Source organism: Telmatospirillum siberiense, from assembly GCF_002845745.1.
Taxonomy (GTDB): domain Bacteria; phylum Pseudomonadota; class Alphaproteobacteria; order Rhodospirillales; family Magnetospirillaceae; genus Telmatospirillum; species Telmatospirillum siberiense.
In genome coordinates this window covers 1,309-25,719 of sequence record NZ_PIUM01000007.1, presented here as the reverse complement: position 1 = coordinate 25,719, position 24,411 = coordinate 1,309, and the positions used below count along the sequence as shown (strand labels likewise).

General features: G+C 63.5%; 11 protein-coding genes. 2 read left to right on the top strand and 9 right to left on the bottom strand.

What is annotated here, in order from left to right; all coding sequences use genetic code 11:
- Nucleotides 1–363 precede the first annotated feature (363 nt).
- A complete protein-coding gene (locus tag CWS72_RS08465; protein WP_101250162.1) occupies nucleotides 364–2,052 on the top strand; it encodes a methyl-accepting chemotaxis protein in 1,689 nt (562 codons plus the stop codon).
- Between the two features lie 112 nt (nucleotides 2,053–2,164).
- On the opposite strand, the gene CWS72_RS08460 is transcribed toward CWS72_RS08465, so the two are convergent.
- The 4 genes from CWS72_RS08460 to CWS72_RS08445 form a co-directional block, all read right to left on the bottom strand.
- Nucleotides 2,165–3,430 carry a class I SAM-dependent methyltransferase gene (locus tag CWS72_RS08460; RefSeq protein WP_241911639.1) on the bottom strand — a complete coding sequence of 422 codons (1,266 nt, stop codon included), beginning with the start codon at nucleotides 3,428–3,430 and terminating at the stop codon, nucleotides 2,165–2,167.
- Between the two features lie 110 nt (nucleotides 3,431–3,540).
- The gene (locus CWS72_RS08455; RefSeq protein ID WP_101250161.1) at nucleotides 3,541–16,329 is read right to left on the bottom strand and encodes a filamentous haemagglutinin family protein; all 12,789 of its coding nucleotides are present in this window, start codon (nucleotides 16,327–16,329) and stop codon (nucleotides 3,541–3,543) included.
- 119 nt (nucleotides 16,330–16,448) lie between these two features.
- On the bottom strand, nucleotides 16,449–16,967 hold the full coding sequence (locus CWS72_RS08450; protein ID WP_101250160.1) for a YbjN domain-containing protein: 519 nt from the start codon (nucleotides 16,965–16,967) through the stop codon (nucleotides 16,449–16,451).
- A gap of 11 nt (nucleotides 16,968–16,978) precedes the next feature.
- Nucleotides 16,979–17,884 (bottom strand): peptidylprolyl isomerase, encoded by a 906-nt coding sequence (locus CWS72_RS08445; protein ID WP_199175595.1) that lies wholly within the window; start codon nucleotides 17,882–17,884, stop codon nucleotides 16,979–16,981.
- Between the two features lie 236 nt (nucleotides 17,885–18,120).
- Here CWS72_RS08445 and CWS72_RS08440 point away from each other — a divergent pair, with 236 nt between their 5' ends.
- Entirely contained in the window at nucleotides 18,121–18,450 is a 330-nt protein-coding gene (locus CWS72_RS08440) for an endonuclease domain-containing protein (protein WP_101250278.1), read from the top strand.
- A gap of 161 nt (nucleotides 18,451–18,611) precedes the next feature.
- Here CWS72_RS08440 and CWS72_RS08435 read toward each other — a convergent pair whose 3' ends face one another.
- The 5 genes from CWS72_RS08435 to CWS72_RS08410 all read right to left on the bottom strand — a co-directional run bounded on the left by CWS72_RS08435 (nucleotide 18,612) and on the right by CWS72_RS08410 (nucleotide 24,271).
- Nucleotides 18,612–19,325 (bottom strand): hypothetical protein, encoded by a 714-nt coding sequence (locus CWS72_RS08435; RefSeq protein WP_146002681.1) that lies wholly within the window; start codon nucleotides 19,323–19,325, stop codon nucleotides 18,612–18,614.
- Between the two features lie 17 nt (nucleotides 19,326–19,342).
- Nucleotides 19,343–21,097 carry a putative porin gene (locus CWS72_RS08430; RefSeq protein WP_101250157.1) on the bottom strand — a complete coding sequence of 585 codons (1,755 nt, stop codon included), beginning with the start codon at nucleotides 21,095–21,097 and terminating at the stop codon, nucleotides 19,343–19,345.
- 37 nt (nucleotides 21,098–21,134) lie between these two features.
- Nucleotides 21,135–21,821 carry a TonB C-terminal domain-containing protein gene (locus tag CWS72_RS08425; RefSeq protein WP_101250156.1) on the bottom strand — a complete coding sequence of 229 codons (687 nt, stop codon included), beginning with the start codon at nucleotides 21,819–21,821 and terminating at the stop codon, nucleotides 21,135–21,137.
- Nucleotides 21,822–21,983: 162 nt separating this feature from the next.
- Nucleotides 21,984–22,388: an ExbD/TolR family protein gene (locus tag CWS72_RS08415; RefSeq protein WP_101250155.1), complete on the bottom strand. Its 405-nt coding sequence runs from the start codon at nucleotides 22,386–22,388 to the stop codon at nucleotides 21,984–21,986.
- A gap of 5 nt (nucleotides 22,389–22,393) precedes the next feature.
- A complete protein-coding gene (locus CWS72_RS08410) occupies nucleotides 22,394–24,271 on the bottom strand; it encodes a DUF2341 domain-containing protein (protein ID WP_101250154.1) in 1,878 nt (625 codons plus the stop codon).
- Nucleotides 24,272–24,411 lie beyond the last annotated feature (140 nt).

Sequence of the window (24,411 nt, the reverse complement as noted above, 5' to 3'; positions counted from 1 at the left end):
CCGAAATCATGATTGCAATCATTGGCAATGACTAATTGCCGTTTCGCAGTAAATTTTTCTCAATTTGTAATATTGAACGTTAATTAATATGCAATTAAAGGTTGCATAAACAAGATCTCTATTGATCTGTGACGACCATCACAGCAATGTCCCAGCTTAGATGTATAATAATTTAAAAATTAAGCCCATCTTTCTGGCTGACATGAATAATTTCGCAAACAGTGATATTATCATGAATTTATTCCTATACTTTACTATTTCGCATTCTGACAGGACATATAGTTGAATAATATTCATAAACAATTATATAAAATATAATTTATCGATAAATTAGGGCCATTTTAAATAATTCGGAGAATTTTCATGCCTATCTTTAATAACGTGAGCGCAAAAATAAAGTTAATTATGTCGTTTGGGGCCATTACAATTATCGTATCCGTTATGGGTATCGTGATATTCGGACAGTCTCACACTGTCCGCGCCACCACTCAATGGAATGATCATACGTATGAAGTGCTCGCCCAAGCTGGAGCGATGCTCGACGGAATGATCAATCAGGAAACCGGCGTGCGCGGGTTTCTCATCTCGTCAGACAAGAATTTCCTCGCCCCCTATCACGAAGGGCGCAAGCAGTTCGACGAGGCATGGACGAAGACCAAGTCTTTGACCTCCGACAATGCGGCGCAGCAAAGCCGCCTTGACGACCTGCGAAAGCTGGCCGTCGCTTGGCAGAACGACGTCGCCGATCTGGAGATCACTCTGATGGGCAACGCCACCACGGCCGAGAAGGCGCGGGCTATGGAGGCAAACGGAGCCGGCAAGGTGTCGATGGACGCCTTTCGCAAAAAGCTCGTGGAGATTTCGGAGGTCGAGGCCGGATTGCTGACCAAGCGCCGGGTAGATCTTTACGCCTCACTGGATGCGGCAGATCTCACGATTTGGGTCGGAGTGGGCTTCTGCCTCGTTCTTGCCGCCGCCTTTGGCGTCGTTCTTTTCAAAGCGCTCGTCTCGCCCATCCAGCGCATGACGGGAGTCATGGGGACGCTCGCGTCGGGCAATCTCGATATCGAGATTCCCGACCGTGAGCGAAAAGACGAGGTCGGAAGGATGGCGATGGCCGTCGAGATCTTCAAGACCAATGCCCGGGAGGTTGAGCATCTGCGGATCGAGCAAGAAGCCCAAAAGCAGCGAGCCGCCGAGGAGCGCAAACAGGCGCTAAGGCAATTGGCCGACAACTTCGAGGCCAAAGTATTGGATGTCGTGAAGGTTGTGGCGTCGTCTTCCACCGAGTTGCAGGCGACGGCACAGTCGATGTCGGAAAACGCCACTCATATCGCCGCCAAGTCGTTAACCGTCTCCACCGCCGCGGAACAGACGACGGCAAATGTGCAGACGGTGGCATCGGCGAGCGAGGAGCTATCCTCGTCGATTTCGGAAATATCGCGCCAGGTAACGGAATCGGCGAAAATCTCGACGGATGCCTCGGAAGAGGCGGCACGGACCAATACGATGGTGCAAGGATTGGCCAATGCCGCTGACCGAATCAGCGAAGTGGTGAGTCTGATCAACGATATCGCGAGCCAAACCAATTTGCTGGCGCTAAACGCCACCATCGAAGCGGCCCGGGCCGGTGATGCGGGCAAAGGCTTCGCCGTCGTGGCGGGCGAGGTAAAAAATCTGGCCAACCAAACAGCCCGGGCTACTGACGAAATCGGCCAACAGATCGCCGCCGTTCAAGAGGAAACGCGCAAGACCGTCGAGGCTATCCAGGGTATCACCCAAACCATCGAACAGGTCCGGCGGATTTCCTCAGGTATCGCCTCCGCCGTCGAGGAGCAGGGGGCCGCGACCAGTGAAATCGCCCGCAATGTCGAAGAGGCCGCCAAGGGAACCCAGGACGTCTCATCGAGCATCGGAGACATCCATCGAAGCAGCTCGACGACGGTGGCTGGCTCCGAACAGGTCCTGTCTGCGGCGAACGAGCTTGCCGTCAATTCGGAAAAGCTGCGCGGCGAGGTGACCAACTTCCTGGCGGAGGTCCGCACCGCATAGTGCCGCGTTTCATCTTACCGGCAGGAGGAAAGGGCGAGGGAAAAGGCTATGAAGATCGCCCTTTTTCCCCGCTCAGGCTACCGAGCGCGATTCAATCCAAATGCAACACGCTCTATTCGCAGATCGTCAACGCCACCTGCTTGCAGGCAAGGTTGACGGCGATGACCCGCCAGCGGACGCCGCGGGCCTCCGCATATTCGTGGAAGGCCCGGAATTCATCGTCGCGCCAGGTGCGATTGCCGATGAATTCGTCGAAGACCAGCACGGTTCCCGGCCCGATACGGCCGGCCAAGGCGGTCAACACGGTGCGCGCCGAGGAATAGATATCGCTGTCGATGTTGGCGAAGCGCACGAAACCGTCGTGCGTGGCTAGGAAGACGGGCAGCGTATCTTCGAACCAACCCGGATGCAGCGTCACGCAGGGCGGCATGGCCGGCATTTCCCGCCCGGTGGACAACACGCCGCGCGGCGCGCTGCCCCACGCCTCGGGCAGGCCCTCGAAGGAATCGAACCCGTGCGCCTCCTGCCCCGCCGCCCGGGCGATCGCCGTCAGCGACGTGCCGCGCCTGACACCGAATTCCAGGACGAGCCCCGGGCGTCGCGCCTCGCCCACCGCCCAGGCGAGCAAAGCCGGCGCCATGCCGAACAGACGAACCCCGGCATCGAGATGGGGCAGCAAGGCCGCCGCCGAGTCCGCCACATAGGCATGCTTGCGGCTGCATGGGCGGGGCGACCGGCCGGCCAACAGATCGTAAGCGGCCAGCATGGCCTGATATTTTCCATTGGCCTTGGGACAGGCGGCGGCGCGGTGCAGCCGGCGTTCGGCCTCGGGCCAGCCCAGCAGATCGAGAGCCGGCGCATGGCTGCCGTACCAGGCGGCGGCGCGATCGGGCACGCGGCCGATCAACGCGTCCCAACTGGCCAGACTGCCCTCCGCATCGCCCAGGCAGGCCTGGCTCATCGCCTTTTCATAAAGCAGGTCGTTGCCGGGCGCCATCGCCTCTCCGGCCAAACGGATGGCGTCGGCGTAACGGGCGTCGCTCCGGTAGGCGCAAGCCAGCGCCTCGGTCAGACCCGGCAGATCGGAGGCTCGCTCGTGAAGGTCCTCGAACACCATCGCCGCGGCCCCGGGATCGGCGGCCAGCAGATAGGCCCGGCCCAGCAGCATCCGGGTCGCCGGATCGTCGTTCTCGCCGACCGCCCGGAGCAGATGGTCGAGCGCCGCCGGCGCCCGCTTGCGGCCAAGCCAGGCGGCGCCCGCCACCACGGCACGGCCGGGAGTGTCTTCCGGCATTTCCGCCAGCAACCGCAGCGCCTTGTCGAACCGGCCGGCGGCGACGTCTTGCGACGCCTCGGCCAAAATGTCTGATGTCGCCACGAAAGAACCGCTCAAGAGATTGGGAACCGGCGCACGCTAGCGCAACCTCGCCCGCACTGCAAAAAATCCAGGCCAAAAAGAGCGAAGTTCCCATTGGAAGAAGCCCACCATTAGAAAGAACCGCTCTGGCGGATCAATTGTTCAAGCTTGCTTATCTCCTCCTCGGTGAGCGCCATCTTCTGCACTTCGGTCAGGTGACCGTTTCCGACCAGTTTGATCGCACGGTACGGATCATAGCTCCGATCGTCGAAACTGCTGCGGTCGTTGCGCCGCCGCTCCTCCTGGCGCCGCAGTTGCTCCTGCGTGGCGTCGTCGGCCCCCGCCCCCCCGTAGCCGATGACCTCGATGGTGATGATCGATGGCAGATCGGTGGCGCGCGGGCCGGTCTGTCGCGATTGCTTCGATGCCTCGTCAGCGGCGGCGGCGGACTGTCCGGCGGCATTGGACGCGGACATGAGTCCGCCGAGATTGGGCATCGCCGCCACCGGAACGCCGGTAATGCTGCCGCTGGCCTGGATGTTCCACGAGTTCAGCACCTGCAAGGCGGCGATAGAGATATTCCCGGTCGAGCGGATGCCGGCGTCGCCGGCATCTACCACGCCGTTCGGGGCGATCAGGTCGACGTCACCGGCGGTCACACCCGGCAGCGCGGCCAGAACGCCGATGCCTCCGCCAGTGACCAAACCCGACAAGTCACTTTCGACGCTCCCGGTGTCGGGATCGATTTTGACGCGGCTCGGCGGCGCCGCCTTGACCGATTTCCCCGCGGCGCCGGCGGCGATATCGCCATAGGTCGACCAAATCGTCACATCGCCGCCATCCAGCGTGAAAACACGAGATGTCCCGATGATCATGTCGCCGCTGGTGAAGATGTCGATGTTGCCGCCGCCCTCGGTGATGATGCCCTGGTCCTGCGGCTGGCTGTCGCGCGAATAGCCGACGGAAAGTGAGCCGCCGGGAACCAGTATCGAGATGTCGCCGCCTTGCGAGGTTTTGATTTCACGCGATGTCATCCGGACGTCACCCTTCCAGGAATTTCCGGAAAAGAGAGCCTTTATCGCCGAGTACCCGTCCTGATAGCCGCGGTTGGCGGCGCTGCTGTCATTATGGTCGCGCCCGGCGTCGCGTAAGACCAGGAAGAAGGCGTCCAACGCCCATTGTTCCTTCTTGGTTTCGCTCAGCCCCCCGAATGCGCTCCACACCGCCGAGGACGAGGTGTCGCTCAAGCCGAGTTCTTTGCCCAGTTCGCTCAGCACCCGGTCGACGGTGCCGTATGTCATCGTGGAGGGATTGAGGAACTCGGCGATGAAGCTGCTGAAATCCATGCTGTCGCTCAGCCCGCCGGAGGTGCCGCCGGTCAGGCCCGCGGCAAGGATGATCGAGGACCCCTTGTCGGAAAGATACGGGTTCGATTCGTTGCCGATGGTGACGATGCCGGCCGACGTGCCATTTGAACTGGCCCCGACCGTGGTGCTGACGCCGAGGTTGACGTCGTCGCCCGCCAGAACCTCGATCGTTCCCGGACCGGCCACCTGAATGTCGCCGCTCTGCGGCGAGAGGGTATAGGCTTTCGACGTGGAGACGAAATAGGCGCTGGCGTAATAGTCGGCCAAGGCCTCCTTCAACCCGGTAGCGTTCGCGTCATAGGCGACGATGGTGCCGCCCGCCGCGATCAGGCTGACATCCGAGGCGTTGATGTTCTGGATATAGAAGGCGATGTCGGTGATGTCGCCGCCGGCGATGATGCGGGTTGCCTTGGGCGAGAACAGCTCGATGCCGGTGATGTCGCCGCTTTTGGCGTAGATGCGCACCGGTACGCTGTCGTTCTTGTGAAGAACGTAAGAGGCATGATTCAGCATCTTTTCGGCCAGCGTCTGATTGGTGGCGCCGGTAATGGTGGTGCCGTCCTCCACGGTCGCGGATGCCGCGCAGGAGTAGGCCAGTGTGGTGCAATTGTTCACCGGATTGGTGATGGAATTGAGCTGGCCCGGATCGGCGTCCGAAATCACGATCTCGGATTCGTTGACCGTGCCAGCGGAATATTTGGAACCGCTATCGACATAATAGCTGCCGTTGATGGTGTCGGCGGCGAACAGGGACAGCGAGCCGGTGCTGGAGGGAGCGAGATAAATGCTGCCCTTGATGTCGATGTCGCCGGACAGCGCCTCGACGGTCAGATTCGACGGCATCAAATTCATGAAGGATTCGAGCATCGTCGTAGCGGCCGTAGTCATTCTGACATCAAGGCGCAACCAGGCCCGCTCGCCAGATACTATCGATGAAGACAGGCCATTGCTGGAATTGTAGCCCAAGATGGTTTGGTACCAGCTATAAAGCAGGCCGTCGTTTTCCAGCGTGACATCGCCGGCGAGCGAGGCGATGGTGACGCTACCGCTTTCGTCATAAGTGGTGAAATAGGTCCGCTTGGTGTAGCCGTTGAGGACACTCTGCGGCAGGCCGAACACATTCGCCACCGAACCGATCAGCACATCGCCGTTCGCCTCCACCGTAAAGCTGCCGGTGCCGAGGAACAACGTGGTCGGCAGCCATTTATCGGAATCGGAAAGGTCGCTGTAGGCCGCGAGCGCCGTGATATAGCCGGATTTTTCATAGGCCAGCAGCGCAGCGGCATCCGTCGTTCGCGAGGCGTTGGTGGTGATGGAGCCACCGGCCTTCAGGAGGCCGGTGCCGTCCTCGACATAATAGACGCCGCCGCTGATGTCGCCGCCGGCGACCACCGTCAGATCGCCGCCGCCATAGGTGGTGAGGATCTGGCTGGCGGCCGAAGACGTGGCCATCCCGTTCACGGTGGTGGTTTTGGTCATCCAGGCGTTGGTCGGCACCACGGCATCGACATTGCGGATGTCGTTGCCGGCCTTCAGCACCACATTGCCGCCGCCCAGCGCCCCGACGCCTTCGTAGAAATTGCTGAAATCCACCCACCAGGTGGTCGAGGCGACATCGCCCTGATAGGTGCAAATGGTCCCGCTGGTGCAGGGAATCGTGGTGAAGTTGCCGGAGGTATCGACATAGGAGCGGCGGTTGAGCCAACTGGTCGGCATTTCCTGGGTCGAATCGTCGATCAGGACGCCATCGCCGATATCGGTCAGACGCTCGATGTTGTTCTGGGCGACGATGGTGACGTTGCCGCCACCTTGGCTGTATTGGGCGGCGGTCTGGGTGAGCGTCTGATAGGCCCCACCGACGCCGAGAAGAGCGGTATAGGTGGTGACCGGGGTATCGAACAGGGTGGCATCGGGCACCACCTGAGTGCCGGCGGTATAGATCGCGGTGAAGGGGTTCAGCAGCTCGACATCGCGCCCGGCATAGATGCCGATGTCGCCGGTGCCGGTGCGGATCACCTGATAGAAGCTGACCGAGTTGTAATAGGGATCGCGGCTGGTGGCGGCGCTCGTGCCCGAGGTGTAATAGCCGTTGGTGTCGGAACTGCCGTAATCGGCGGCGGTCTTGCCGACCAGCACCGAGCCCTTGCCCGAGGCCAGTTCCGCCAGGGACAGCACGTCCCGGTAATTGGCGGCGCCAAGATCGGCGCCGGCGACGATGCGATAGGTCCAGGAGGTCGAACCCGCCGCCGTCAGCCCGTAATACATCGTGCCGGCGGTGGTGCTGAGGGTGCCGGTGAATCCGTCGGTCAGCGAATTGTAAAAACGGATATTGCCGGCCGAGCGCAGGGTCAGGGTGCCGGCGACATTGTCGGTACCGAAGCGCCAGGTCGAAAGGTCGAGATCGGCGGCGGTGGTGGTAAAGACGTTGCCGAGCGTCAGGTCGCCGCCGAGCAGAAGTGCCGGATTGCTGTAGTAGCTGAGGCTGGTGGTTTCGGTGGTCGCGGCATAACCCAGCGACACGCTGCTCAAGGTGGTCCCGATCGGCACGGCCAGCACCAGCACCCCCATGGCCGTGGTCGTCACCGTTCCCGAGGAGTTAAGTGTAATCGTCGTGCCCGCCGCAAGATTGCTGAGCGTATCGCCGGCGTTGAAGTTAACTTTGGTTCCGGCGGGCGTGATGTAATATCCCGCGCTGCCGACCGTGAAGGACGGCGATGATTCGTAGGTGACGGTATAGGTGCCGGCCGGCAGCGCAACCGATTTGGTGGCGTATGTCCCCGACCCGACCGACGTGCCGAGGACAATACTGGTTCCGGCGGAAGTGGTGGTAATGTTCGCGTTCGTCAGGTTCAGCACTGTATCGTTGACCGACAACTGCACCGTGCCGCTGCTGCCGATGGCAGTGATGGTAACGGTGGCGGCCTTGTCGAACACCATGGTGGCGCCGGCCGGCACGGCAAAGGTGGCGTTGGCGCTGAAGGTGGTTTTTACGCTGGGATCGGTGGTGTAGTAATAACCCGAATCCGAAGCTTTCAGCGTACCGGCGGAAAGAACGCTGGCGGTGGCGTAGGTGACGGTGCCGTTCAGCGAAGTGCCGCCCCGGATGGTGACGCTGGCCGAATTGTTCGTCAGCGCCAGCGAACTGGTCAAACTGTAAACGGTTATCGTGCTGCCGCTCCTATTGTACAGATAACCGCTCGTCGCAGCGTAAACGGTTGCGCCGGCCGGGACCAAGGTGCCGCCGTTGCCACGGGAGGCGATAGGAACCTGTGTGGTCGAACCGGCGGCGATATAATACAACGTATTATCATTTGTCCCACCCAACGTTACCGCCGACGTAACTACAATTTTACTGCTGGTGGTGACGGAAATTCTTCCATTAACGGTATTTGTGCTGTTGATTATACTTGTTGCTGTTGATCCCGCAGTCGCGGTGAGCGCCGACGAGGTCGACAAGGTGCCCGAGGCGGCCAGCACGATCGTATAGGCGGTGCCGCCTTGCAGCGTGACCGTGTCACCGGCGGCGAAGCTGGTGGTCCCGGAACCGGTGGTGTAGGTGCCGCTGCTGGTGAACGTGACGGTGATGGTGGTACTCGGCGTGGTCGTAAGCGCCCTGAAGGCGCTGCTGGTGTTGAGCCCGCTGCTGGCGGCGAGGCTGACGGAGACGCTGCCGGAGCTTGCCGCGCTGTCGATTTCGACGCCGGGGGTGATCTTGGCGACGCTTTTCAGAGTACTGTCGCTGTTGGTCCCGAACAGCCGCGATTTGATCGCGGCGCCGGTGTCGGACATCACATTGCCGTTATGATCGTAAAGGACGCCGCCCGACAGCGTGCCGAGGAAGTCCTGGGCATCGTATTTGGCCTGAAGTTCCACCGCGTCGATCGAGCCATCGGTGGCGGTGTAGATCTTGTAGGCCTCGACGGTGATGGCCGAGGCATTCCTGATGGTGCCGTTGACCGGGGCGATCAGCACATCGGTGTTGGCGGCGGTGCGCGGCGCGCGCAGGTAAAGCGTGCCGCCGGCCGCGCCATTGACCGACAGATCGATGATGGACCCCGCCTCGATATCGATGCCCAGCGTGCCCTTGCCTTCGGTCTCCAGATCGACGCGGCCGCCTTTCCCTGCGTCATCGAAAGCGCTGCCGGAAACATCGAGCTTCGCGCCGCTTTGCAGCACGACATCCTTCGCCGCCGCGAGGTAAATGGCCCCGCCGGTGGCGCCACTGGCGTCGATCGATCCGGTGCCGGTGACGGTGATGCCGCCCGCGTCCGCCGATAGCGTGTAAGAGGCCGCCTTCGCCGTCCCGTCGATGGCCACGTCGCCGGTGCGTACCCGGTAGTCGCGCAAGGCGGTGAAGCCGCCGCCGTTGAGCAGGGCGTCGATCGCCGCAGTGCTGGCAAGACTGCCGACATCGAGATAGAAGCCGCCGCCGGTGCCGCTGGCGCTGCCCGCCGCGCCAAGCAGCGAACCGTTCAAAGATACGATCCCGTTGGGCGCGCTGATCAACAGAGTGCCGGCACTGCCGCCGCCGGATTGCGCGGTGACCGACAATGTTCCGCCGTTCAGCGCCACCGAGCCCTTGTCGGCGATCAGCTTGACGTAACCGCCGCTGCTATAGAGGGTATAGTCGTCATAGATTTCCGCCTCGCCGGCGGCGCTCAAGGTGGCACCGTCCGCGATGGAGATGCCGCCTGTGGTCGCCTCAAGCGTCAGCGAGCCGCTGGGCAGCACGATATCGGTGCCGCTCACGGAAATCGTATTCGCCGTCAAAGTCAAATAAGCGGCCAGGCCGCCGCTCACCGCCGCGGTGGCGGCGTCGGTCGTGTTCACCGTAAGAGCGCCGCTGACGGTCAAGGTCCCTTTCGATCCCGCCGTGGCGGTGATCTCGGGCGTGCTGATGGTCAGATCGCTGCCGACCGTCAGATTGCCGGCGCCGTCGAACAGCAGGCCCTTGCTGGCCGCCAGGGTAACACCGGTAAATTGATTGATGGCGACATCGCCCTTGTCGATGGTCAGGGTCGCGCTATTGATCGTCAGGCCGCCGGTTGCGGTTGCATCCGTTCCCGCAGCGGTGGCCGCCGCGCTATTGCCGAGCGTAACCGTCTCGGCATTCAACGTGACCCCGCCGCCATTGTCGTAACCGCGAATTTCCGGCGTCTGCAGCGTGAGGATGCCCGACGACGCGTTGCCGATGCTGCCGCTGCCGTAAATGTCGATGCTGCCGTAAGAGGTCAGCACCACGGTCTTGGCCGCCGCCATCATCGACACCAGCTTGTCGCCGGCCAGCGTGATGCCGCTATAGGCCGGCAGGGTGCCGGCATTGTCCAGCACCAGGGTAATCCGGTCCGCCGCCAGCTCGACGGTATCGGCCTTGATGACCAGACTTGAATCCACCGCCGCCTTCGCCGAGGAATTCAAGATCACGGAACCGGCATTGGCCAGATTGCCGCCGCTGTCGAGACCGGCCAGAACGACGTTCGCCCCGATCGTCAATATCGGAGAGGTCGAACCGCTGGTGCCGAGGCGGGACACCGAAGCGGCGGCATCGGAACTGACCCGCAATGCGACGCCGTCGCCGCTGCCCGAGGTGCCGGACCTGCCGATGGTCAGGCTGGTGGCGGCGCCGGAGAGCGTCCCTTTCTGCTCGATCCTGGCGCCGTCCTTCAAGATCAGATCGTCTTCGGAAACCAGGATGATGTCGGGGCCGGTCAGCGCGGCGTTCGCATCGTCGACGGTGATCGTCGCCACCTTGACCGTGACGACGTTCGTACTGTTGCTGATACCGCCGATCAGCAGGGTTTCCGCGCCGAAGGCGTTGAGCTGGCTGGCGGAGAGGATCAGCGTGCCCGCGGCATAGGACGAGGTGTCGACGCTGCCGTCGACGATGGCGATATCGCCACTGCCGCTGATCTCGACAAGACCGGCGTAGCCGCTATTCGCGGTATCGCCGGACGACAGCACCGATCCGCTCAGCGTCAGGGAACCGGCGGTTATTTGCAGGATACCGCCATCCTTCGGCAGACGCGGAACGCTGTCTCCGGCGGCCGTCGCCCCGGCCGCCAGCGTCGTGTTGGCGGAATAATCGGTATATTTCGACTCCGTCCGCACCACCGCGCTGGGCGTGACGGTAAAAAGCACCGTCGCGGTCGAGCTTGCCGCCTTGCCGGTAAAAGCGTTCACCACATAGCCGGAAGTGACCGCCGAACCATCGGCATTGGCGCGGGTCACGGACCCGCTCGACACCGACACCAGATAGGCGCCGGAAAGCAAGGCGTAGCGGGCCGGCAGCAGCGTATAATAGCCCGAGGCGAGACCGTCGATGCCGCTTAAATACACCGTGGTGCCGACGCCGATCGACGAGTCGGAATACTTCGAATCCGTCGAGAGCGGCGCGTAACCGGAGCCATAGTTGGGAATGATGGCGTATTGGTTGGATGCCGCCAGCACGTCGGTGGTGCCGCCATTGCCTTCGACCCAGGTGTAGGCATAAAGATCACCGCTCCCCGAGATGTCGACTTCCGAGCCTTTCCTGCTGTCGATCGTGGCGCCGTACAGCTTGACCGTCTTGCCGGAGACCCCGGATGCGGTGATGTCGACGCCGAGCGGATTGCTCCAGACACCGTCTTCGCTGACCTCGCCATAGGGAATGGTCTTGCCGTCCGCCGAGACCGACAACACGCTGCCGCCGCCCAGCGCCAGCGTCGTCACGCTCGGCGCCAGCCGACCGGTCACCGGATCGTAGTCGCCGGCGGAGGACGTTCCGGCCGCGGTGGGATTGCTCGAATCGTAGCCGATCTGGATGGTGCCGATCGGTGCGCGCAGCGTGCCTTCGATGTCGACGACCGAGGCATAGAGATCGATTTCGCCGCCGGCCGACAGCGGCGTGGCGCCAACCCCCGAAGGCAGAATGGTCAGCATGCCGACCGAGGTGGCGCCGGGATTGACGATGATCTTGAAGATGCTGCTGGTCGGAACGTAAACCTGGTTCGCCGTCAGCGTCACCGTTCCCGTGGCGTCAAGGGTGCCATAGCCGCGGATGTCACCGCCGGTCGCGGTAAGAGAGGTGGTCGAGACGCCTTCCAGAATAAGATTGCCGACATCGATCAGCGTCGTGGCGTTGACCGTCAGGCTGCCGCCGCCATATTGAGTGGACGGCGCGTCGCTATATGCGGTGCTGCCGGCGAAGGTGATATTTTTTCCGACGGCCAACGCATTGCCGAAGGTGCTGCCGAGCGCGACATAGGGCGCGTTGAGGACGACGTTGCCATCGGCATAAAGAACGCTGGTGTATGTCCCCGAGTTGATGGTGGAACCGGTGGCGACCTTGATGCTGCCGGACGCCGTGATCGCCACATCGCCGGAAAACCGCACCGTGCCGCCCAGGACCAGCGAAGAGAAGCCGCCGCGGTTGAACTGGTCGGCGGAGAAATAGCCCAATTCCGCGATATCGCCACGGACGGGGATCAACCCCGAAAGAACGCCGTCCACCGTCGTCACGCCGTTGCCGGCGACAAGCGTGACCCCCTTATAGACCGTGTCGTCCTGCGTCACGTAAAGAGAGGGGGTGAACGACGATGCTATATCCTGGCCATTATCCCCGGTCAGCAAGACGCCGGAACTGACATTGAGCGTGCCGCCGGAAGCCTCATCGCCGCCCGCCGACCCGAGCAGGGTCGACTTGACCAGCAACAGGTCATTGCCCGCCAGGGTAATGGTTCCGCCACCGCTTTCCACGGTGGTGCGCAGATAGCTTCCGGCCCCGGACCTTGCGTCCAGGGTGCTGCGCGCGGAGCTGCCCGAGCTGTCCGCGACATTGATCGTGCCGATGGCGCCCGAAACATCCAGCACCGACCCGCTTTCGGCATAGATATCGCCCGAAAGCGCGATGCTGCCGCCGGACAGCACCGTGCCGGTGGTAAAACCGTCGATGTCCGTCGTCAGAACCGTGGCGCCGGCCGTCGATATCACGGAATCGGCGCCGAGATAGACGGTCACCGAGACGTTGCCGGAGGACGGGTTATGCGTATTCAGCTTGTAGGCATTGCCGCCGGTGATCGAGACGCTGCCGCCGGGCACGGAGATATCGCCCAGCATGGTCACCGTGCCGCCGCCGAGACTGACTGAGCCGCCCTTGACCGTGCTTCCCGATGTTCCCGGCGCGATGTCGACGACCACCCCTTTGCCGATGACCAGATCGCCGCGATAATCGACTTCCCCCGTCAAGGCGACGTCGGTTTTCTTCCCCAAAGCCTTCAGCGTCAGGTTGACCGGGCTGCGCAAGGACTGCTCGTCGAGATAGGTGGCGAACGTTCCCGTATCCTTCTCCAGCCTTTCGCTCACCACCTGGGGCGAGATCACCGTATCGTCCGCCACCACTAGGCCGGGGATGACCGTGGTGCCATAGCTGTGGGCGGCATCTTCCCATTGACCGTAGCCCTCGATGGTAAAGCTGGAAAAACCGCCCTGACTGAAGAAGGCGGACGACAGCAGAATGACGTTCCCGGCATAGGCGGTGGTGCCGCCGATCTGGAACCCGGGCGCGATCAGCGTCAGGCTGCCGCCGGTGGCGCCCTCTCCGGCATAGCCGGACAGCGTGGCGTCCAGCGTCAGGCCATATTGCCCTTCGACGCTGATCGATCCGGCATTGCCATAGGTTATCACGTCCTTGGCGCTGACCTTCGCGCCGCCCGAGACGTCGATCGCGCCGGTCGCGGTCAAATCGGTCAGATCGCCGTAGATCGTGACCGTGCCGCCGCTGGTGACCATCGGCCCGCGATAGTCGTCGCGCAACAGATCATAGGCCTCGCCGGAGACGTCGATCGTACCGCTCAGCGTTACCGTGGTGGGATCGACGGGATAGGACGTACCATAATAGGAACGCGCATATTCGTTGATCGCCGAGTATGCGTTCAGCGTCACCGTACCGCCGTGATAGATCAGGTCGCCGGCGATATCGATGTCATGGGCCGTAATCGACAGCCCGCTGCCGCTCAGGGTTTGCGGCTGCAGCGTCACGCCGGCGGGAACGGTGACCGACCCCAGCGTATCGACGATGGTGACTTTTTCGAAGCCGTCGCTGCCGAAGACATCCGAACTGATATAGAGATTGTATTTGTGCGTGTCGTCGAGCGTTCCATAGCTATTGCTGGAAATATTGTAGGTAAAATCCGCAGCCTCGGACAAAACGTTATTTTTATCGATCGTAATATCGACGCCGTAAAAATCCGTCAAAAGATAGGCGCCGGAGACCGTGGTATATTTCTGCAGCGTCAAGGCCAGGGTGGATACCGTCGGAATGGCGGTCTCCGCCCAGGTCGACGAGGACGACGTCTGATACTCGCCGGTGATGACCGAGCCCAACAACGTGCCATCCAGAACCGGAGAGGTCGTGGTGATCGACAGGGAACCGCCGTCGCCGCCTTGAACGAAACCCGCCCGGTAAACCGTGCCGACGCCCGGCAGGAAGCGGTTCGTAAAGGTCTCCGACGTTCCCCACTTGGTGGAGCTTACGGTCTTGCTTCCCAAAATCGCGTCATAGACGATATCCGGCGTCGCATTGGAGATCGCCACCCTTACGCCGCCGGACGTCTCGAGATAGGTTTCGGCATGGACATAGCCGCCTTGATAGGCGATCGAGCCGCCCGACACATTCACCAGCGAACCGGATTTCAAGATTACCGCGTCGCCGGCGGAAAGAGTTACCGTGCCGCCGTTGGTGGAAAGTTGCGCCACCGTATGATTGACCAGGTCGGCGTAACCGGACACATCGGCGACCGGCGTGCCGATCCAGGCGGTGCCGTCATAGGTGCCGCTTTTCAGCAGATCGACATAGACCGTCGCCTTATAAAGAATACCGTCGCGTTGCAGCGGCGAATCCGCCAGATCCGCGGACAGCAATTGAACGGCGATCACCGTGTCGGCAACCGATTCCTCGACATCGACCAGACCGGCGACATCGATGATCGCCCCGTTGTCGAGATAAATCTGGCCGTCGGACGCGTAGAGAAGGCCGTCCGTACTCTTGCCGACGATCGCCGACCCGGCGTAGGTGCCGGCCTTGATGGTGACCTTGCCGGCCGGCGCCAGGAGCATCGCATCGTCCGCCAGATAAACGGCATGCCCCAGGACATCGATCTGCGAGCTCAGCACCAGCGACGAGCCGGCATAAGTGGCGGTGCTGTCGATTTCCGGCAGCACCGTGGTCAGGCTGCCCGCCCCGAACTCCACCAGGCCGGATTTAAGCGACGTAATTGCGTAAGTCGTCCCCGAAACCGAACTTTCCACCGCGCCATACCGGGCATAGAGGCCAATGCTGCCGTTCAGCGAAACCGATGTGGTCGCTTCGAGAACGCCGTTCTGATAAACGCTGGCGCCGGTCAGCGTAATATTGCCCTCGTCGGCGGCGACGATGCCGTTGTTGATCACCGTACCGGCGGAAAGCGTCGGATAAAGGGTGGAACTGACGGCGCCGACATAGGCGTCGAGTCCGCGGATCGAGGCATCGGAGGAATCGTGGGCGGCCAGCAGAACTTGCAAGCCGGCAGCCAGGATCGTCTGGCCTTTGGGTGTCGAGATTATCCCGTCGTTGGTGACGTTGGCGCCGGCCAGGAGGACGCGGCCGCCATTGCCCGCGCTATCGGCCACGGCGTTGATCTGCGCCCCCGCCTCGACGACGATGTCGCCCGGATTGCCGCTATAGGTGGCCGAATCGCTTGAGCTTACGGCCGTGTTCAGCGTGGACAGGGCCGACAACTGATATTCGAGCTGGGAGACGCCGCTCGTTGTCGGATTGTTGAGGATGCCGTCCTCGTAGAGGGTCTGGTTGAGCCAGAGCGAACTGGCGATCAGCGTATGGACATTGACCTGGGAGGAGCCGCCGAAGACGATGCCGTTCTGGTTGACGACATAGACCGAGCCCTCGGCCTTGATGGTGCCTAAAACGACGCTGGGAGCGATGGCGTTACCGGTGATGCGGTTGAGGACGACCCAGTCGTTGGAACCGTCGGATGCGGTGCCGGCGCTCTGATTGAAGTACAGCGTCGTGTTCTTGCCGACGTTGAAGGTGGTCCAGTTGGCGATGGCCTTTGCGGCGGTCTGTTTCACCGTGACGGTGGTGGTTCCGTCGCCGTTGCTGGTCTGGGTGGGCGTATCGACATTGGTCCAGGAGGTGACTCCATTGGCGACGCCGGTGCCGGCGAGCCCGGAGTCGGGCACCAATCCGTTGCTGGACAGACCTTCGGTCACAGTCACCGTCGTGCCGTTGGACAACGTCACCGTATTGCTCGCCGCCGCCGCCCTGGCCGCCACTTGCGCGGCCGCCGCCGCCCTGAACGAGGTCGCCGCCTTGGTCAGATCCGCCGTCACCTGGGCAGTCGAGGTCGTCGTGGATGTCGTCGTGCTGGAGGTGGTGCTCGCGGTACGTTGGGTCGTCGCCAGCGCGCTGCTGAAATGGCCCGCCCGGGCGGGGCCGGCGGCGATCAACAGCGTGAAGACACTGACGCCGGCCAGCAACATGCGGCGGTGGGAGCGATGCCGGTGAAAAGTGCGCGTCATGATGGTCCTCTTGGCTGTAAGTGTCGCAACCGGCGAGGCAGGGCTCCCTCTCCCCCCGTGGGAGAGGGCTGGAGTGCCCGGACCTCTTGGCACTTTCAATGTCGTCAGGTCACCGTCGTTCAGGCCGCCGAAGCCTCCGCCGCGGGTTCGGCGACGGGCGCGGCCTTGGCCAGCTTGGGCAGTTCGGCGCGCAGCCAGGCGAGCAGTTCCTGGAGCAGGCGGTCCCAGATTTCGACATGGGCGCGCAGGTTGCCGGAGGTGACGCCGCCCAGGCCGACGACATCCATGTCGAAGATCAGCCAGCCGTCGGGCGCGCCGCTGCCGCCGGCCAGTTGTAGGCGGGCGAAGCGGTGGGTGGCGTTCCACCCGTTGACCAGCGCCAACGGCAGTTCGCCCCTCACCTGAAAGGCCGTGCGGAAGGTGGCGTCGGCGAAACGGGCGACGCCCGGAGGCGTGCCGTCGTCCTCGTCCGGCAGGGGATTGAACAGGCGCAGCTCGAAGCCCAGCCCATTGGTGGCCGAGCTAAGGACCGGCACGCCGTCGGCGCCCTTGGCCTCGCCCACCCGGTAGCCGGCGGCCTGAAGCGTCTCGCGCAACAGGGCCGGGGTCAGAAAACGATGGAGATCCGTATCGGTCATGTCGTGGTCCTTCACTTCTTCAGCGTGATCTTGGCAAGGGCGAGTTCGTTGAGGACCGGCGGGTCCTTCTGGAGGAGCTGGCCGAGATAGGCCTGGCGCAACTGCTGGGCCTTGGCCTGACGGAGCCGCTCGACCAGCGCCGGCTTGATGTCGGCAAGCGGGGCGGTGCCGGCCGGCTTGGTATCTTGCAGCTTGATGATGTGCCAGCCGTCCTCCATGCGGATCGGGTCGGAAACGGCGTCCTTGGCCAACCCCGCGACGGCAGCCTTGATCTCCGGCACCAGCTGGCTTTCCGCCACCCAGCCGAGTTCGCCGCCCTTGCCGGCCTCGGCGGGCGTGTCGGTGGTTTCACCGGCGATGGCGGCGAAGTCGGCGCCCTTGGCCTTCAGCCTGGCCACCACCGCGTCGAGCTTGCCCTTGTCCTCCTTGTCGCCCTTGGGCGCGCCGATGAAGATCTGGGCCAGCCGATATTGCCGGGGGACCACGAAGGCCGATTTGTTGGCGTCATAGGCCGCCTGCACCTCGGCGTCGGAGGGGTAGCCGTCGGGGACCTTGACCACCGAGGCCAGATAAAGCTCGGACAGGGCGGCATCGCGAACGCGGTCGAGCTGGGCCTTGGTCGCGGCCTTCTGATCGAACTTCTTGTCCAGCGCCTCCTTCAGCACCAGACGCTGGGCGAGATAGAGCCTGACCGCCTGCCCCAGCCTGGCCGGATCGGCGGCGATGGCCGCCCGTTCCGCCGGAGCCAGGGTCTCGACATAGGCGCGGACGTCGTCGGTGGTCAGATCGGCGCCACCGACCCGGGCCACCACCTCGGCCGGGTTGGTGCTGGCGACGGCCGAGGCGGCTTCGGCCGCGGGACAGGAGAGCACCACGGGCAGAAGGCCCGCGGCCAGGAACAGTGCAAACTGACGCATGATCGTTCTCATCGCTGATATGCCTTCCAAAAACCCGTTTCCCCCATGGGGAGAGGAGAAAAAATCTCGATTCCCTGCCGGCTCGAACACCCCCTCACCCGCTCGCTGACGCTCGCCGCCCTCTCCCACGAGGGGCGAGGGCTTGGAGAGCCCTTCCCCCCTTGCGGGAGAATGGTTGGGATGAGGGGGCGGTTAGGGGTGATGACGATGCGATTCAAAATGGTATGATTGTCGGGATGTCGACGGATCTCGCCCGTAAGCTGCGCCGGGACGCCACCGATGCCGAGATGGCGATGTGGCGAATGTTGCGGGCATCCCAATTGGCCGGCGCCAAATTCCGGCGCCAGCGCCCCCTTGGCCCCTATATCGTCGACTTCATTTCCTTTTCCCATCGCCTGGTCATCGAATGCGATGGCGGACAGCACGCCGGTAGTTCCGATGACGCGAAACGTGACGCCTGGCTGGCCTGCCAGGGATTTCGCATCCTGCGTTTCTGGAATCACGATATTCTCACCAATCCGGAAGGGATCCTGACGACCATTCTGGCGGCACTCGGTTCGCCGTGATTTCCGCATGCCCGAAAGGCCCGTCTCCCCCTGTGGAGAAAGGAGAGAAATCCCTACCCCCCGCCGGCTCAGACACCCCCTCACCCGCAAGGGGCGAGGGCTGGAAAAGCCCTTCTCCCCTCGTGGGAGAAGGGTTGGGATGAGGGGGAGCGGGAGCCGGCTCATGGTCCGGCCCTCTGGTCGAGCAGCTTGTCCTGGAAATCCTGGGCGAGGCTCTGCAGTTCAACCCGCTTGGTGCCGACGAAGGGTTCGTGGGCGGCAATGGCCTCGGCGACATCGACATCCTTCAGGCGGTCGAGGATCTCGTTGCCGACCTTGAACAGCAGGGCATTCTTCGCCTCGCAGGTTTCGCCCCGCTTGGTCAGCCCCTCGACCGCGCCGGCCAGCCGGGCCCGCTCGGCCTCCCTGGCGCGGGCCACCTCGGCCGCCTGGTTGTAGGCGGCCTTCCATTTCTCCAGGGTTTCGCCCATCTGACGCGCTTGTTCGTTCTCGGCGGCCAGGCGGCGGTTGAACTCCGCCGCCATCCGCTCGGCCTCGGCGCGGTCCACCGCCGGACCCGCCGCCGGTTTCTTCTGGTCGAGTTGCGCCTTCAAGGCGGCGATCAGCTTGTCCTGGTCGGAGACCTTGGCCTGCAGCTGCGCGCTCGAATCTTCCAGGGACCGCTGCTGCGTGATCGCCTGACGCAATGCGTCCCTGAGCCGCGTCTCGGTCGCCTCGTCGGCCCAGGCCGGGCCGGCGGCGAGGAACAATAGGGCGGCCAGGGCGGCTCTCACCCTCCCACCGCTGGCGCGGCGGGCCCCTCCCTCGCCCGCTTGGCGGGAGAGGGAGGGGCCCGGCCGATAGGCCGGGAGGGTGAGGGCAAACCCGAGAGGCATTTTGTGATCGCCCATGATCAGAACTTCGCGTTGATGTCGAGGAAGACGACGTCGGACGAGTAGGCGGCCCCCGCGATCGAGTCGGCGGAAAGCCAGCGCAGGGAGGTCCACAGATTCTTGGACAAGGCCAGATTGCCGCCGAGGATGTACCCCCGGAGATTGGTGCCGCCCATGCCGAAATCGGAGTCGGTGAAGGCGTCGACCACCGCGTCCGATTCCAGGTATTTGTAGGCGAGACTGACGGTCCAGTCCCAACGCTCCTTCAACGCCGGACTGCCCACGGTCAGGCGCAGCATGGCGCCGGTGTCGCCGCCCGTGAAGGTGCTGTTCACGACGTTGTTCCAGGGATCCCTGGTCAGAATGGAGTTCTTGTTGAAAGCCAGATTCTTGACGAAATCGCCATCCAGCGTGACACGGAACGGCTTGGCTCCCAGCGGCTTCAACCCGTCGTAATCGGCCTTGCCGGTCAGCGCCAGTTCATGGAAGGGCGTGGCCAATCCGAAATACTGATATTCGTGATTCAAGGTCGAACTGGAGCTGTCGTAGTTATAATTGTTTCTGAGCTTGAAGTAGGTGTTGCCCTTCTGCGCGAAGGAGGGCGCGTAATTCTGGCCGCACGAGGTGTCGTCGGCGCTGCAGGTGACCGTTCTGCCTTCGACGTTCTGGAAATAATAGTAGGCGGCGCCGACCTTGATCCCCGTGTCCCTGGAGACCTTCCAGTCCGTACCGGCCTGCGCCGCGTAGAGCCACTTGTCCCGGCTTGCGCCGCCTTGGTACTGCGAGTCCTGATTGGTCGAGAAATTGAGGGCGGTGTCGTAGACCGGGAACGTGCCGACGGTGACGAAGGGCGTCACACCCTCGGCCACCTGATAACGCCCGGACACCGCCACCCCGTCGAAGTTGAGATCGTTGTTCCACACCAGATCGGTCGAGAAGAACGGATTGGCGAAACGCCCGGCGACGGCGGACAAGCCGTAGTTTTCCATATTGAAGGCGTCGTAGCGGATATTGCCGCGGTCCAGCCACAGGCCGTATTTGCTGAAATTGCCGCCGGAACCGCCCAGGGTCTGGTTCTCCGACACCGGCGACGAGCTCTCGCCGGTGGCCAGCCTGACCTCGGTGGACAGGCCGTCGCCGATATCGACGCCGACGTCCAGACGGGCGCGCAGCCGTTCCCGCTCGCGATCCTTGTTCCAGTTATAGTAGGGCACGTGGCTGAGCGAGGTCGTGCTGGCGAGATCGACCGGCGTGCTCTGCGTGTTCAGTGTGTTGAAGTTGGCCTGATCGTCCGTGTTCAGCGTGTTACCCTTGGGGAACATGTCCTCCTCGGAGCGGAACCGCACGTCGCCGGAGATATGGATTCGCTGCATCCACTCCGGCATCTGGTTGGGCGCCGCCCAGCCCTCGTCCTTGGCTTGCGCCATCACCTCCTGGCGGACCTCGTCCTTGATCTGATCCCTGACGATCCGCGGCACATATTGCACATGCACCGCGCCGTCCTTGGCGGGTGCCTCCGGTGCGCTCGCCTGCGCCTGTGCCCGGGCCAGGGCTTTGGCTTTGGCCTCGTTGACGATGCCGTCGGCCTCAGCCTGGGTCAGCAAGCCGCGCTTGACCATGATGTCGAGCATGGAAAGCGCCACGTCGCCGGAAATCTCGGCCGCGGGCTGCGCTTGTCGGGTCTGCGCCAGAGCCTGCGGCGAAGCCGCCGCCATGGCCATCATGGAAACGGCCAGCAGCTTCAGGCGGCGGGTATGCACGTGTGAGTAAATCATTCCATAAATCCCCTGACGTCTTGATCCGTCGTTTCACTCAGCTCGGCCGTCTGGCGGTCATCCGCACGACGATGGGCATGGGCATGTCCTTGGGCGGCGGCTGACGGAGCGTCATGCCTTCCAGCACCTCGCGCTCGATGGCTTGATCGACCTCGGCGTCGTTGGTCGAACCGGCCAGCTGCACCCGTTCGATGCGCCCCTGGGCGTCGCTCCACACGCGCAGTTCGACCCGCGCCTGGGAGTTCCTGGTCTTCCTGTTCTTGCGCATGGCATCCTCGATCTGGTTCTGCACGATCGCCGCGTACCAGCCCCAGCGGGAGCCGCCGCCCCCGCCGCCGAGAATGCCGGTGCCGCCTTCCTTGCCGCCCAGATTGAAGGCGTCGCCCGGCCCCTCGCCCTTGGCGTCCAGGGCCAGGGGACCGGGCGGCGGCGCGTCCGCCTTCGGTTTGTCCAATGGCTTGTCCATCGGCTTGTCGGGCCGGGGCTCGTCCATCTTCACCGGCGTCTGTTCGACCATCTTCGGCTGTTCGATCTTCGGCGGTGGTGGTGGAGGCGGCGGCGGCGGCAGAGGCTGCAGCTTGACCATCATCACCTCGGGAACCTTCCGCACCGGCTGGCCGTCGCTCCGGGTCAGCAGGAACGCCGCCAGCCCGATCACCACCACCGCCGCCACCCCGGCGCCGATGGCCGGTCCGTGGTCTTTGAGGAACGGGTCAAGCCGCATCGTTCACGCTCCCGGCGCCGTCGCTCCACCCCATCGTCATGGCCGGACTTGATCCGGCCATCCACCGGCCGGAGACTGACGACACCGTCCGTCCCTGCCGTATGGATCCCCGGGTCAAGCCCGGGGATGACGGAGAAAAAAGGACCGCGCGTTCCATCCGCATCACTTCACCAGCGGCTTGGTGGCGAGACCCACCTGGGTGATCGACAGCCGGCCCAGCAGGTCCAGCACATCCATCACATTCTGGTACGGGGTCTGGCCGTCGCCCTTGACCACCACCGGAAAATCCGGCGTCAGCGCCTTCTGACTGGCCAGCCGGCTTTCCAGCTCGGGCAGGCTCACCGGCAGGGTGTCGAGGAAGATCCTGCCCTCATTGGTCACCGTGATCGCCTTGGTCTGCGGCTTGGCCAGACTGGGCGCGGCGGAAGCCTTCGGCAGGGTCACCTTCATCCCCTGCACGGAAGCCGTCGTCATGATGATGAAGATCACCAGCAGCACATAGGCCAGGTCCAGCATCGGCGTGATGTTGATGTCGTCGTACGGCTTGGCGTCGTCCTTGACCTGCATCGCCCTTACTCCGCGATGCCGGCGGCGCCAACGGGCGCCCCTTGTGTCACGCCTCCTGGCGCTGCCAGGTCGGCCCGGTGCCGGTAGGCCTCGGCCGTCTTGGTCAGCAGAACGTCGATGAACACCTGCATGTCGGCGCTCGCGTCCTTGATCCGCGAGATCAGGTAGTTGTAGCCAAACAGCGCCGGGATGGCGACGAACAGCCCCGCCACCGTGGCCACCAGCGCCGCCGCGATGCCCGGCGCGATGGCGTTGACGTTGACGTCTCCGCTGGCCGCGATCGCCGCGAAGGTGATCATCACGCCGACCACCGTGCCCAGAAGACCCAGGAACGGACCGCCCGAGATGGCGATGGTCAGCAGCACCATCAGCCGGTTCAGCGCCTGCGTCTCGCGCACCAGACCGCTGTCGAGCGAGGCCCGGATCGAGGCCAGGGCCTCGGCCGACAAGGCCCGGCCACGGACGGTCCGGCCCGTATTGGCGCGGTTGCGCAGTTCCTCGACGGCGATGTGGTACAGACGATAGAGCGAGGAGTCGCGGAGCACCCGCAGCTCCGCCTCGCTCAGCTTGCCGCCCAGCGTCGGCGCCGCCTTGGCGTCACCACGGTCGAGAACCGTCAGATCCCCGGCGACATGGCGGAAGGCGTCGTGGAACTGCAGATTGGCCTTGCCCAGGCGCCCGACATACATCGCCTTCTCGGCCATCACGATCCAGCTGATGAAGGCCATGATCAGCAGGATGGAGATCACCACCCAGCCGTCCATCGTCACCGAATGCAGGATCACCCCGAAATAGCCGCCCGACCAGGACGAGGTCTCCTCGTCGCCGCCCAGCTTCAGGACCTTGGCGCCATCGGAGCCCTGTTCGAGCGCCGCCAGACGGATGAAGCCGGCCGGCCGGGCCACCTTCGAGATCTCAAGCTCGTCCAGCTCGCCGGCCAGACCGGGAGCGGGAGCCGCGGCTTGCGGGTCGCCGCCCAGCGTCATCGGGCCGGACAGCGGCGGAACCGCCACCGCCACCGCCCCCACCGGATTGCCGTCCACCGACAGGCTCACCTGGGCCGCCGACACCACCGCCAGGTGATGCCAGGAATTCGCCGGCAGCGCCGCCCCCACCGTGCTGCGCTGCGCCACGCCGTCGCGCGTCACCTCGACATAGGGAACCCCGGCGTCGAGCCCGATCACCAGGCCGTTCGCCCCCTCGCGGCGCGAGAACAAAACCCCCGCCGCCTGCGCCGTTCCCGGCTTCAGCCACGCCGACCAGGTGAACGGCGCCCCCTCCGCCCAGGCCAGCGACGGCGAGCCGGCGATGGTCACCGTCGTCTGCCCGTCCAGCCGCAGGCCGGGGCCGATCAGCGCGCCGTCGCTGGCCTGGCCGGCGCTTTGCGCGTTGTTGCCGTAGGCCGTGGCGTCCTTCGCCGGCGCCCCGCGCTCGGCGAAGTGATAGGCCAGCACCGTGTCGGCATCGAAGGCCGAGGCGGACGGAAGCGCCGGCGCCTTGGCATTGCCGTAATAGACAAAGAAACTCGTCTGCGCCCCGGGTTTCAGATCCGCCACATCCACCCAGACGAAGGCCTCGCCCAACAGCGAATCGTATTTCTCGATCTGGAAGGGCAGCGGCGTCTTGTCGTCGGAGGCGATCACCCGGAGGTCCGAGCCGTCCTGCTTGCCGGCGTCGAACTTGAAGTTGCCGGCATGCAGCCGGACCAGCACCGGCGTCCGCCCGATCGCCTCGGTGATGTTGGCCCCCGTCGACCCGGTATCGACGCTCACCGGCTTGCGCAGGGACCAGTCGTCGTTCCACCAGGCCTGCGCCGACGTCGGAAGAGAGGCGAGCCCGGCCGCCAGGCCGAATAATACCGTCAGAAAAGATGTCGATCGCATGTCAGATCCTCGTCGTTACTGGCCGCCTTCAGAACTCGCTCCACAGCCGGAAGGTCAGGCGCGGGTCATAGCGTTTGGTCGAACTTTGGCCGAGCAGCGGCACCGCGAAATCGGCCGAACCGTTCAGGTAATCCCAGAAC